Annotated in this window: 8 protein-coding genes and 1 pseudogene; all 9 read left to right on the top strand. The window is 61.5% G+C overall.

Annotated elements, in window-relative coordinates; translation table 11 throughout:
* Positions 1-15: 15 nt before the first annotated feature.
* Positions 16-462: a 50S ribosomal protein L9 gene (rplI, locus tag FW764_RS08650; protein WP_003171376.1), complete on the top strand. Its 447-nt coding sequence runs from the start codon at positions 16-18 to the stop codon at positions 460-462.
* Between the two features lie 109 nt (positions 463-571).
* Entirely contained in the window at positions 572-1969 is a 1398-nt protein-coding gene (gene dnaB / locus FW764_RS08645; protein WP_017526410.1) for a replicative DNA helicase, read from the top strand.
* Between the two features lie 97 nt (positions 1970-2066).
* Entirely contained in the window at positions 2067-4370 is a 2304-nt protein-coding gene (locus FW764_RS08640; protein WP_083355541.1) for a YgiQ family radical SAM protein, read from the top strand.
* Between the two features lie 221 nt (positions 4371-4591).
* The gene (locus FW764_RS08635; protein ID WP_446433577.1) at positions 4592-5509 is read left to right on the top strand and encodes an NAD synthetase; all 918 of its coding nucleotides are present in this window, start codon (positions 4592-4594) and stop codon (positions 5507-5509) included.
* On the top strand, positions 5509-5952 hold the full coding sequence (locus tag FW764_RS08630; RefSeq protein ID WP_446433576.1) for a hypothetical protein: 444 nt from the start codon (positions 5509-5511) through the stop codon (positions 5950-5952). The genes FW764_RS08635 and FW764_RS08630 overlap by 1 nt, the downstream gene beginning before the upstream one ends.
* 86 nt (positions 5953-6038) lie before the next feature.
* Positions 6039-6239 (top strand): annotated as a pseudogene (locus FW764_RS08625) (hypothetical protein); the annotation flags it as partial.
* A 193-nt stretch (positions 6240-6432) separates the two neighbouring features.
* On the top strand, positions 6433-9723 hold the full coding sequence (locus tag FW764_RS08620) for a transglutaminase family protein (protein ID WP_446433575.1): 3291 nt from the start codon (positions 6433-6435) through the stop codon (positions 9721-9723).
* A gap of 99 nt (positions 9724-9822) precedes the next feature.
* Positions 9823-12309, top strand: a complete 2487-nt coding sequence (locus tag FW764_RS08615) for a circularly permuted type 2 ATP-grasp protein (RefSeq protein ID WP_446433574.1) — start codon at positions 9823-9825, stop codon at positions 12307-12309.
* The gene (locus tag FW764_RS08610) at positions 12309-13199 is read left to right on the top strand and encodes a transglutaminase family protein (protein WP_446433573.1); all 891 of its coding nucleotides are present in this window, start codon (positions 12309-12311) and stop codon (positions 13197-13199) included. The genes FW764_RS08615 and FW764_RS08610 overlap by 1 nt, the downstream gene beginning before the upstream one ends.
* Positions 13200-13215 lie beyond the last annotated feature (16 nt).

Below are 13215 nucleotides of genomic sequence, written 5' to 3'. Positions count from 1 at the left end.
TTAGAGGATTTTCACATGCAACTGATCCTTCTGGAAAAAGTCGCCAACCTGGGCAACCTGGGCGACAAAGTGAACGTTAAGGCCGGCTACGGTCGTAACTACCTGCTGCCATACGGCAAAGCCACCGCTGCAACCGCTGCCAACCTGGCTGCGTTTGAAGAGCGTCGTGCTGAGCTGGAAAAAGCAGCAGCAGACAAAAAAGCTTCGGCCGAAACTCGCGCTGCCCAACTGGCTGAGCTGGAAGTGACTATCACTGCCACCGCCGGTGACGAAGGCAAGCTGTTCGGCTCGATCGGTACTCACGACATCGCTGATGCACTGACCGCCTCCGGCGTTGAAGTGCAGAAGAGCGAAGTTCGTCTGCCGAACGGCACCATCCGCAACGTAGGCGAATTCGACGTAGCCGTGCACCTGCACGCCGAAGTTGAAGCCACCGTACGCGTTGTCGTGGTAGCAGCTTAAAGCAAGCTAACTGACTGGCACCCCGTGTGCCAGGCGGTTAACATCGGGCACGATCCTGTTTACAGGTCGTGCCTTTTGTTTTTTTACGAATCCCTAATTCCAAGTGGCCATGAACGATATTTCAGCTCCTGAGCAATACGATCTGCAAACCGCTGCCCTGAAGGTGCCGCCGCATTCCATCGAGGCCGAACAGGCTGTGCTCGGTGGTTTGATGCTGGACAACAACGCCTGGGAGCGCGTGCTGGATCAAGTCTCGGACGGTGATTTCTATCGTCATGACCACCGCCTGATCTTCCGTGCAATTGCCAAACTGGCCGACCAGAACTCGCCAATTGACGTGGTGACCCTGGCCGAGCAGTTGGACAAGGAAGGCCAGACCTCCCAAGTCGGGGGCCTGGGCTACCTGGGCGAACTGGCGAAAAACACGCCGTCCGTCGCCAACATCAAGGCCTACGCCCAGATCGTTCGCGAGCGCGCCACCCTGCGCCAGTTGATCGGCATCAGCACCGAAATCGCCGACAGCGCCTTCAACCCCGAAGGCCGCACCGCCGCCGAGATCCTCGACGAAGCCGAACGCCAGATCTTCCAGATCGCCGAAGCGCGGCCCAAAACCGGCGGCCCGGTCAGCGTCAATGACCTGTTGACCAAGGCCATCGACCGCATCGACACGCTGTTCAATACCGACAACGCCATCACCGGTATTTCCACCGGCTACACCGATCTCGATGAGAAAACCAGCGGCCTGCAGCCGTCTGACTTGATCATCGTCGCCGGCCGTCCATCCATGGGTAAAACCACCTTTGCGATGAACCTGGTGGAAAACGCCGTGCTGCGCAGCGACAAGACCGTACTGGTGTACTCCCTCGAGATGCCAGGTGAATCGCTGATCATGCGTATGCTTTCGTCGCTGGGGCGTATCGACCAAACCAAGGTGCGTGCCGGTCGCCTGGAAGACGACGATTGGCCGCGCCTGACCTCGGCGGTCAACCTGCTCAATGACCGCAAGCTGTTCATCGATGACACCGCCGGTATCAGTCCCTCGGAGATGCGTGCGCGTACCCGACGCCTGGTGCGTGAGCACGGCGACATCGCCCTGATCATGATCGACTACTTGCAGCTGATGCAGATTCCGGGCTCCAGCGGTGACAACCGGACCAACGAAATTTCTGAAATCTCCCGGTCCCTCAAGGCTCTGGCCAAAGAATTCAACTGCCCGGTAGTGGCGCTGTCCCAGCTCAACCGTTCCCTGGAACAACGTCCCAACAAGCGCCCGGTGAACTCCGACTTGCGGGAATCCGGAGCGATTGAGCAGGATGCTGACGTGATCATGTTTGTATACCGGGATGAGGTGTACCACCCCGAGACCGAACACAAAGGCATCGCCGAAATCATCATCGGCAAGCAGCGGAACGGCCCGATCGGCTTTATCCGCCTGGCGTTTATCGGCAAGTACACCCGCTTCGAAAACCTCGCGCCGGGCAGTTACAACTTCGACGACGACGAGTAAAACCTTCTGTTCAATTCCGACTATTACCGTCGGAATTGGTCAAAATTTGTGCTATATTCCGCGCCCGCGATTTTTCATCTCAACACCGGTCACCGTCATGCAAACAGCCAAGCCGTTATTTGACTATCCCAAGTACTGGGCCGAATGTTTCGGTCCTGCGCCATTCCTGCCGATGAGCAGGGAGGAGATGGATCAGCTTGGCTGGGATTCCTGCGACATCATCATCGTTACCGGTGATGCGTACGTGGATCACCCGTCTTTCGGCATGGCAATCATCGGTCGGCTGCTGGAGTCCCAGGGCTTTCGCGTAGGGATCATTGCGCAGCCGAACTGGCAGTCCAAAGACGACTTCATGAAGCTCGGCGAGCCGAACCTGTTCTTTGGCGTCGCGGCCGGCAACATGGACTCGATGATCAACCGCTACACCGCCGACAAGAAAATCCGGTCCGACGACGCCTACACCCCAGGTGGTATGGCCGGAAAACGCCCTGACCGCGCGAGCCTTGTGTACAGCCAGCGCTGTAAAGAAGCCTACAAGAACGTGCCGATCGTACTCGGTGGCATCGAAGCCTCCCTGCGCCGCATCGCCCACTACGACTACTGGCAGGACCGTGTGCGTAACTCGATCCTGATCGACGCCACCGCCGATATCCTGCTGTACGGCAACGCCGAGCGGGCCATCGTCGAAGTTGCCCAGCGCCTGTCGTGGGGCCACAAGATCGAAGACATCACCGACGTGCGCGGCACCGCGTTCATTCGCCGTGATACGCCTGCGGGCTGGTACGAAGTGGACTCCACGCGTATCGACCGTCCGGGTAAGGTCGACAAGATCATCAACCCGTACGTTAACACCCAGGACACCCAGGCCTGCGCCATCGAGCAAGAGAAAGGCCCGGTGGATGACCCTGAGGAAGCCAAGGTCGTACAGATCCTGGCCAGCCCGCGCATGACTCGCGACAAGACCGTGATACGTCTGCCATCGGTGGAAAAAGTCCGTGGCGACGCGGTGCTCTACGCCCACGCCAACCGCGTGTTGCACCTGGAAACCAACCCAGGCAACGCCCGCGCCCTCGTGCAGAAGCACGGCGAGGTGGACGTGTGGTTCAACCCGCCGCCCATTCCGATGACCACCGAAGAAATGGACTACGTGTTTGGCATGCCTTACGCACGTGTCCCACACCCTGTGTACGGCAAGGAAAAGATCCCGGCCTACGACATGATTCGCTTCTCGGTGAACATCATGCGTGGCTGCTTCGGCGGCTGTACGTTCTGCTCGATCACCGAGCACGAAGGCCGCATCATCCAGAACCGTTCCGAAGAGTCGATCATTCGCGAAATCGAAGAAATCCGCGACAAAGTGCCAGGCTTTACCGGCGTGATCTCCGACCTCGGCGGCCCGACTGCGAACATGTACCGCATCGCCTGTAAGAGCCCGGAAATCGAATCCGCGTGCCGCAAACCGTCGTGCGTATTCCCAGGTATTTGCCCAAACCTGAACACTGACCATTCGTCGTTGATCCAGCTGTACCGCAGCGCCCGTGCGTTGCCGGGGGTGAAGAAGATTCTGATCGCTTCCGGCCTGCGCTACGACCTCGCGGTCGAGTCGCCGGAATACGTCAAAGAGCTGGTCACCCACCACGTCGGTGGCTACCTCAAGATCGCCCCGGAACACACCGAGGAAGGTCCGCTCAACCAGATGATGAAGCCGGGCATTGGCAGCTATGACAAGTTCAAGCGCATGTTCGAGAAGTACACCAAGGAAGCGGGCAAGGAGCAGTACCTGATTCCTTACTTCATCGCCGCCCACCCCGGCACTACCGATGAAGACATGATGAACCTGGCCCTGTGGCTCAAGGGCAACGGCTTCCGCGCCGACCAAGTGCAGGCGTTCTACCCGTCGCCGATGGCTACCGCTACCGCGATGTACCACTCGGGCAAGAACCCGCTGCGCAAGGTCACCTACAAGAGCGACGCGGTGACCATCGTCAAGAGCGAAGAACAGCGCCGTCTGCACAAGGCCTTCTTGCGCTACCACGACCCGAAAGGCTGGCCGATGCTGCGTGAAGCATTGACCCGCATGGGCCGTGCCGACCTGATTGGGCCGGGCAAAGACCAGTTGATCCCGCTGCACCAGCCGGCCACCGACAGCTACCAGAGCGCACGTCGCAAGAACTCGACGCCGGCCGGCAGCCACAAGGTCGCCAAGGAAACCACCACCAAGATCCTCACCCAGCACACCGGTTTACCACCGCGTGGCAGCGACGGCAGCAACCCGTGGGACAAGCGCGAGCAAGCCAAGGCAGCAGCCATGGCGCGCAACAAGCAGGCAGCCAAGGAGCGCGCGGATGCGGCCAAGGGCAAGGGCGGCAAGCCTGCGCGCAAGCCCGTCGTGCCGCGTTGATCGCCGCCTGAAATACAAAACGCCAGCCTCGTGCTGGCGTTTTGCTTTCTAGCCGGTGGGTAGTCTGTTTGTTAAGGTGGCGCGCATTGAATCGCCTTCGCGAGCGAGCCCGCTCCCACATTCGACCGCATTCTCATGCTGGAACTCGGTCAACTGTGGGAGCGGGCTTGCTCGCGAAGGCGTCAGTTCAGTCATCACCCATTTCAAGGAAGATCCCCCCCATGGGCAACCCCCTGGCCGGTATCGGCATGGACTCCAACCGCTCCCAATTCATGGCGCGTCAGCGCATCGAAAGCCAGATCAACCTGCCACGGCTGTTCGCCGCCATTGACGCAGACCCCGGCATCGTTGGCGCAGGTGTCGTGTATATCGACGCCGACTTCAATGTCGTCACACTGCGCGAATTCAAGCCCATCTGCAGCATCAAGCCCAAGCGCATCATTCTGCGTGAAGCGCAGAAGTACATAGCCCCCGCACAGTTTGCCGATCAGGTGACCAACAATCCGCGTGAGTCTCGGCTCGTGGGGGAGGCCGTCAATACGACGTTGTCTTGTGCCGGTGCGATTCTGGGCTGGATTGTGGTGTTCAGCGGCACTGTCGCCGTACCGTTCACGGGTGGCGCGAGCCTGGTGGTGGCGGGCCTCGGCGCCACCGCTGCGACGGCCAGTACCGCACAGTGTGTGGTTGGAGGTATGAGAACGTTCAACGAACTCAACGACCCGACCGCCAACGACGATATGGACAACGAGGAATGGTATCGCTATGCAATGCCGGTATTGGACGCGGCTTCGCTGTTGGGCGTCGGCGCCTCTACCCTGACGACTGTTCGACTGTTGCAGGCTCGAAAAGCAACGACGGGTAGAAGTTGGTACGAGTTGTCCAAAGGCTTGACCCGGCAGCAACGTAAGGCGCTCACCAAAGAGTTGCTAAGCCTGAAAGACCCAAGCCTGAGCAATAAGCTGTTGAAGTTGCGCCAGCGCTCCGGTGAGTTGGTGAAGCGCTATTCGGCGACCGAGATCAATCACGCTACCGTTACGCAGATCAGGGATTCCCTCGGTGCCGCCATTGGCTTCACCGGGAGTGCCTTGTCCGGCAACATTCGAACCATTGCAGTAGGGTTATACGAGGAGCTTGAGTGATGGTGCGCCACGTCTCGTTAAGAGCTTTTTTGGCTGAGTACTTCCCTGCGTTTATTTGCGCATTTTTCCTTGCCTGTTTTTCCCTGTCCGCTGCCATTTCATTGGCATCAAGTACCTTTTTTCGCGGTGAACCACAGCGAGCGCGTTATTCTTTTGTGGCGGCGGTTGTCTTGGGGCTGCTCTTGGCAGTCAGCCACTTTGTCATGATCAGGGGCAGAACCTGGGGTGTTTGGGCCATCGTCGCCTTCTACGTGGTGTGCTTTTTGATCGTATTACCAACCTATGGCTATCGGCCGCATATGGCCGCCTATGTCATAGGGTTGCTGTTTCCAATGCTTGGGCTGTTGTTGCTGAACAGTAAACGCCATCGGGAAATGCGCCGTCAGCTCCTGGAAATCCGCCACCTGCGTGAAGCCATGAGCGCAAAGCACAAGGCCCGCTGACCGGGTAGGTTCGCCACCCAGCCTCGCACGCTCGCCATAAATATGTGCCGCGTGTGCACCATTGGACTGACGACGGCGCCGTTTGGAACTCGACGCCGGCTGGCAGCCACGAGGTCGCCAAGGAAACCACCACCCAGATACTCACCCAGCACACCGGCCTGCCGCCACGTGGCCGCGACGGCAGCAACCCGTGGGACAAACGCGAGCAAGCCAAGACTGCGGCCAAGGAGCGTGCCGACGCGGCCGAGGGCGAGGGCGGCAAGCCATTATCGCAACGCACAAAGCCCGCTGACTGGGTAGATTCACCACCCCAACCTCGCACACACGCCACAAATGCGTGCAGCGCCCGCACCATTGCACTGACGACGGCGCCGTTTTGGTGCTGTACTGCACCGGGTCCCACGATAAAGCGCAATGACCGCCGCTCTGGCATAAGTCTTGCGCGCGTTGTGTCCATGCCCTGGCTCGCAGGAGGCCGCCGTGTCGATTCATGTCGCGTTGCACCACGTTACGCATTACCGCTATGACCGCGCTGTCGAACTCGGCCCACAGATCGTGCGTTTGCGCCCGGCGGCCCATAGCCGCACGCGGATTTTGTCCTACGCACTCAACGTGCTGCCCGAGCAGCACTTCATCAATTGGCAGCAGGACCCGCAGGGCAATTACCTGGCGCGCCTGGTGTTCCCGGAAAAGACCGCTGAGCTGCGCATCGAGGTCGACCTGGTCGCCGAGATGGCGGTGTTCAACCCGTTCGACTTTTTCCTCGAGCCTTACGCCGAAAAAATCCCCTTCAGCTACGCCGCCGATGAGCAGCGCGAGCTGGCGCCGTACTTGGAAACCCTGCCGCTGACGCCGAAGTTTGCCGCCTACCTGGCCGGTATCGACCGTACGCCGTTACCGGCTGTGGATTTCCTGGTCGGGCTCAACCAGCGCTTGGCTGCTGATATCGGCTACCTGATCCGCATGGAGCCTGGTGTGCAAACCCCGGAGTTCACTCTGGAAAACGCTTCAGGCTCCTGCCGTGACTCGGCCTGGCTGCTGGTGCAACTGCTGCGTAACCTGGGGTTGGCGGCGCGTTTTGTGTCGGGCTACCTGATCCAACTGACCGCCGACGTCAAAGCCCTCGACGGCCCGTCTGGCACGGAGGTGGACTTTACCGACCTGCACGCCTGGTGCGAGGTGTACTTGCCCGGCGCCGGTTGGATCGGCTTGGATGCCACTTCCGGGTTGTTCGCTGGTGAAGGTCATATCCCATTGGCCTGTAGTCCCGAACCATCTTCCGCCGCGCCGATCAGTGGGCTGGTGGAACCTTGCGAGTGCAAATTCACCCATGAGATGTCGGTGGAGCGCATCTGGGAAGCGCCTCGGGTTACTAAGCCCTACACCGAGGAGCAGTGGTTGGCGATCCAGGCCCTCGGCCGGCAGATCGATGCCGACCTGCTCAAGGACGATGTGCGTCTGACCATGGGCGGCGAGCCGACCTTCGTCTCCATCGACGACCCTGACGGCGCCGAGTGGAACACCGCTGCATTGGGGCCGGACAAGCGCCGCCTGTCCGCTGAGCTGTTCCAGCGCATGCGTAAACACTACGCCCCCAAAGGCTTGGTGCATTTCGGCCAGGGCAAGTGGTATCCCGGCGAGCAACTGCCGCGCTGGTCGCTCAACTGCTACTGGCGCCGCGACGGCGTGCCAATCTGGCACAACAGCGCGTTGATTGCCGATGAGCAAGAGGACTATGGCGCCGATGGCGTGATGGCTGGGCGCTTCCTGGCCAGCGTCGCTGAGCACCTGAAACTGCCGACGCGGTTTGTGTTTCCGGCGTTCGAAGACAACTTCTACTACCTGTGGCGCGAAGGTGCGCTGCCGCAAAACGTCACCGCCCAGGACCCGCGCCTGGGAGACGAGCTGGAGCGTGAGCGGCTGCGCAAGGTGTTCAGCCAGGGCCTGGATAAAGTCATCGGCCACGTGCTGCCACTGGCGCGCACGGCGACCAATGACCGCTGGCAGAGCGGGCGCTGGTACCTGCGCGATAACCACTGCCGCCTGGTGCCGGGCGATTCACCACTGGGTTATCGCCTGCCGCTGGCCTCGCAGCCGTGGGTCACGGCGGCCGAGTATCCGTTCGTGCACCCGACCGACCCAAACCAGGATCAGCCGGACCTGCCGTCCAGCGGACAGCTGCAAAGCCACGGCGAGCCTGCGCCGAGCGATGAGCGCGTGCCCAAAGTCGATGAGTCTGCCGACTGGCTGACCCGCACCGCCCTGTGCGCCGAAGCGCGGGAAGGGCGCCTCTATCTGTTCATGCCGCCGCTGGAGCGCGTCGAGGATTACCTCGAACTGGTGGCCGCCATCGAAGCCACCGCCGAGGAACTGCACTGCCCGGTATTGCTGGAAGGCTACGAGCCACCCTTCGACACCCGCTTGAGTAACTTCCGGGTCACGCCGGACCCGGGTGTGATCGAGGTCAACGTGCAGCCGTCCGCGACCTGGGACGAGTTGGTGGAACGCACCGAATTCCTCTACGAGGAGGCGCGGCAAACTCGCCTGACCACCGAAAAATTCATGATCGATGGCCGCCACACCGGCACCGGTGGCGGTAATCATTTTGTGCTCGGCGGCGCCACGCCCAAGGACTCACCTTTCTTGCGTCGCCCGGACTTGCTGCGCAGTTTGATCAGTTATTGGCATAACCATCCCTCGCTGTCGTACCTGTTTTCAGGGCTGTTTATCGGCCCGACCTCCCAGGCGCCACGGGTGGATGAGGCGCGTAACGACGCGCTGTATGAGCTGGAAATCGCCTTCGCGCAAATGCCTGAGCCCGGCGAAGAGTGCCCGCCGTGGTTGGTCGACCGCCTGCTGCGCAACCTGTTGATCGACGTGACCGGCAACACCCACCGCGCTGAATTCTGCATCGACAAGCTCTACTCGCCAGACGGCGCCACCGGTCGTCTGGGCCTGCTGGAACTGCGTGCTTTTGAAATGCCGCCCCACGCGCGCATGAGTCTGACCCAGCAATTGCTGCTGCGCGCCTTGGTCGCACGCTTCTGGCGTGAGCCGTATGCGCCGCCGAAACTGGCACGCTGGGGCACCGAGCTGCACGACCGCTTTTTGTTGCCGCACTTCATCGAGCAGGACTTCGCTGACGTGATCGTCGAGCTGAATGCCGCCGGTTACCCGCTGCGGGCCGAGTGGTTTGCTGCGCACCTGGCGTTCCGTTTCCCCAAGGTCGGCGATTACGCCGTCAGCGGTATCGAACTTGAACTGCGCCAAGCGTTGGAGCCTTGGCACGTGCTGGGCGAGGAGGGCGCGGTGGGCGGCACGGTGCGTTATGTGGATTCGTCGCTTGAGCGTTTGCAGGTGAGGTTGAGCGGGCTGCCGCCGCAACGCTACCTGCTGACTTGCAACGGCATCCCGGTGCCGCTGCAACCCACCGGGCGTATCGGTGAGTTCGTCGCCGGCGTGCGTTATCGCGCCTGGCAACCGGCCAACTGCCTGCAACCTACTATCGCGGTGCACGCGCCATTGGTGTTCGACCTGCTCGACACCTGGATGCGCCGCTCGCTGGGCGGCTGCCAGTACCATGTCGCCCACCCGGGCGGGCGCAACTACGACAGCTTGCCGGTGAACGCCAATGAAGCCGAGAGCCGGCGCATGGCGCGGTTTTTTCGCTTGGGGCATAGCCCGGGCAAGCTGGCGGTGCCGACTGTAGTGATCAACGACGAGTTACCCATGACTCTGGATCTGCGGCGTTTCCCCAATAAAAATGACTAAGCACGGTCCAAAAACTGTGGGAGCTGGCAAGCCAGCTCCTGCATTAGATCGCAGTAAATTTGAGTTAATCTGACTTCCCTTGCCTCTGCCGAGCGTTCCATGCCCGACTTGCTCGACCGTTACCCGCTTACCGCGGGCACCTATCACGAACTGCTGGACGACAGCGGCGCGGTGCGCGCGCATTGGCAGCGCTTGCTCGATCACTTGCAGCGCAGCACACCCGCGCAATTGGCCCAGCGCCAGGCGCTGCTGACCCGGCAGATTCAGGAAAACGGCGTGACCTACAACGTCTACGCCGACCCCAAGGGCGCCGATCGCCCGTGGGAACTGGATTTGCTCCCGCATGTGCTGGCAGCCGATGAGTGGCAGCACCTGTCAGCCGGTATCGCCCAGCGTGCGCGCCTGCTCAATGCGGTGTTGGCCGATTTGTATGGCCCGCAGCGTTTGATTAAAGAAGGCCTACTGCCGGCTGAACTGGTCTTTGGGCATAATAATTTCCTGTGGCCGTGCCAGGGCATCCAGCCGCCCGACGGTGCGTTTCTGCACCTGTATGCCGTGGACCTGGCGCGCACGCCGGATGGCCGCTGGTGGGTGACCGCCGACCGCACCCAGGCGCCGTCGGGCGCAGGTTATGCGTTGGAAAACCGCACCATCGTGTCCCGTGCTTTCCCGGATTTATATCGCGACCTGCAGGTGCAGCACCTCACTGGGTTCTTCCGCACGCTGCAGGAAACCCTGGCTCGCCAGGCGCCGAGTGATGACCAGTCACCGCTGATCGTGCTGCTCACGCCGGGACGTTTCAACGAAAGCTATTTCGAACACCTCTACCTCGCCCGCCAGCTCGGTTACCCGCTGGTGGAAGGCGGCGATCTCACTGTGCGCGACAGCACGGTTTTCCTGAAAACCCTCAGCGGGCTACGTCGAGTGCACGCGATCATGCGCCGCCTGGACGACGACTTCTGCGACCCGCTGGAGTTGCGCACCGACTCGGCCCTGGGCGTGCCCGGCCTGCTCGATGCGGTACGCCAGGGCAATGTACTGGTGGCTAACGCGCTCGGCAGTGGCGTGTTGGAGTCTCCCGGTTTGCTCGGCTTTTTGCCGAAGATCAACGAGTTCCTGTTCGGCGAAGAATTGATCCTGCCGTCGATCGCCACCTGGTGGTGCGGTGAAGCGCCGGTGCTGGCCGAGGCGTTGGAGAAACTGCCCGAGCTGCTGATCAAACCCGCGTTTCCATCGCAAAGCTTCACCCCGGTGTTTGGCCGCGACTTGAATGAAGAACAACGCCAGGCCCTGGCCGAACGCATGCGCGCACGGCCTTACGCCTACGTCGCCCAGGAGCTGGCGCAACTCTCCCAGGCGCCGGTGTGGCACACCGTCGATGACCATCTGCAACACCGCGCCATCGGCATGCGTGTGTACGCGGTGGCTAGCGATGAAGGCTACCGTGTGCTGCCCGGCGGCCTGACCCGCGTGGCCGCCGAGGCCGATGCCGAAGTGGTGTCGATGCAGCGCGGCGGCGCCAGTAAAGACACTTGGGTGCTCGGCGAGCGCGCTGCCGGTGGCGAGCATTGGCGCGCGCAACGTGCGATTGGTGCCCATGACCTGGTGCGCCGCGACCCTTATTTGCCGTCACGTGTGGTGGAGAATCTGTTCTGGTTTGGTCGTTACTGCGAGCGTTGTGATGACAACGCGCGCTGGCTGCGCGTCGTGCTGGCGCGGTATGTCGACGGTGACGATCCGCTGGCCTTGCAGGCGGCGGTCGAGTTGGGTGAAACCCTGCGCTTGCTGCCGGAAGAGGGCGAGCTGCCCGAGCGCCTGCTCGCGGCCTTGCTCGGCGATGATTGGCCGTCGAGCCTGCGCGCCAATCTGCAACGCCTGCAGTGGGCGGCGTCCCAGGTGCGTGGCAAGTTGTCCCGGGAGAACTGGCAAGCCTTGGTAGAGCTGCAACGCGAAGCCATGGAACTGGAAAGCGAAACCCCGGACTTCGGCGAGCTGCTGGATTTCCTCAACCGCCTGGTGATGTCGCTGGCGGCGCTGTCCGGGTTTGCCCTGGACGATATGACTCGTGACGAAGGATGGCGCTTCTTGATGATGGGGCGGCGCATTGAGCGGTTGCAGTTCCTCAGCAGCAGCCTTGCAGCGTTCCTGCGTGGCGTGGGGGTGTTTGATCAGGCGGGGTTGGAGTGGTTGCTGGAATTGGGCAACAGCAGCATCACCTATCGCTCGCGCTATCTGGCGGTGCCACAGTTGATCCCGGTGCTCGATTTATTGCTGCTGGATGAACAGAACCCGCATGCCGTGCTGTTCCAGTTGAAACTGGTCAGCCGTACCTTGCGTCGTCTCAACGATGACTTTGGTGTACCACGGGAAGCTGGGTTGGCGCCGCTGGTGGAGCGCCTGGCGCGCTTCGACCTAGGTTGCCTGGAGAACCCGTTGTTCGGCGAGTCCAGCGTGCGTGCCGCACTGGGTGGCCTGGCCGACCTGCTGCAAGCGGTGGCCGATGAGAGTGGGCAAGTGTCGGATCGCTTGGCGTTGCGCCATTTTGCCCATGTGGATGATGTCAGCCAGCAAACGGTGTCGGTGTGATGAGTGCGCGCTACCAGATTTTTCACGATACCCACTATCACTACGACAGCCCGGTGTCCCTGGCCCAACAGCTGGCGCACCTGTGGCCACGGCCGTGCGCGTGGCAGCGTTGCACTTCGCAACAGTTGGAGATCAGCCCGGAGCCGACGGCGCGGCGCGATGAACTGGACGTGTTCGGCAACCCGATCACGCGCCTGGCGTTCGAACGCCCCCACGATGAGCTGCTGGTGAATGCCGGGCTGACCGTCGAAGTGCTGGCGCGGCCTGCGCTGGATTTCCAACAATCGCCAGCCTGGGATCAAACCCGCGACAGCCTGACCTACAGTAGCCAGCCCCTGTCAGCACAGTTGCTCGAAGCCTGCCGCTATCGCTTCGAATCGCCCTACGTGCACCTGAAAAAAACCTTCGTTGAGTTTTCCGAAAGCTGTTTTCCATCTGGCGAGCCTTTACTGCTCGGTGTTCAGGCATTGATGGAGAAAATTTTCAGCGAATTCACCTTCGATGCCGAAGCCACCCAGGTCGCCACGCCGTTGGTAGAGGTGCTGGAGCGCCGACGCGGCGTGTGCCAGGACTTCGCCCACCTGATGCTCGCCTGCCTACGCTCGCGAGGCCTGGCGGCGCGGTACATCAGCGGATATCTGCTCACCCAGCCACCGCCCGGCCAGCCACGGCTGATCGGCGCCGATGCGTCCCACGCGTGGGTCTCGGTGTATTGCCCGGTGTTGGGCTGGGTAGACTTTGATCCGACCAACAACGTGCAGCCGGCACTGGAGCACATCACGTTGGCCTGGGGCCGTGATTTCTCGGATGTGTCGCCGTTGCGCGGGGTGATTCTGGGAGGTGGTAGCCATGACCCGGAGGTGCGGGTGACGGTGATGCCGCTGGAATAGGGGGTGGGTTGAGGTG

The organism is Pseudomonas sp. 1152_12 (assembly GCF_052850675.1).
Note: the sequence above shows the minus strand (reverse complement) of the source record. Positions and strands in the feature narration are given on the sequence as shown.

Excerpts from the sequence above, each read along its gene's own strand:
- FW764_RS08610 (WP_446433573.1), top strand. The coding sequence starts at position 12,309 with ATGAGTGCGCGCTACCAGATTTTTCACGATACCCACTATCACTACGAC.
- FW764_RS08635 (WP_446433577.1), top strand. The coding sequence starts at position 4,592 with ATGGGCAACCCCCTGGCCGGTATCGGCATGGACTCCAACCGCTCCCAA.
- FW764_RS08640 (WP_083355541.1), top strand. The coding sequence starts at position 2,067 with ATGCAAACAGCCAAGCCGTTATTTGACTATCCCAAGTACTGGGCCGAA.
- rplI (WP_003171376.1), top strand. The coding sequence starts at position 16 with ATGCAACTGATCCTTCTGGAAAAAGTCGCCAACCTGGGCAACCTGGGC.
- FW764_RS08615 (WP_446433574.1), top strand. The coding sequence starts at position 9,823 with ATGCCCGACTTGCTCGACCGTTACCCGCTTACCGCGGGCACCTATCAC.
- FW764_RS08630 (WP_446433576.1), top strand. The coding sequence starts at position 5,509 with ATGGTGCGCCACGTCTCGTTAAGAGCTTTTTTGGCTGAGTACTTCCCT.
- dnaB (WP_017526410.1), top strand. The coding sequence starts at position 572 with ATGAACGATATTTCAGCTCCTGAGCAATACGATCTGCAAACCGCTGCC.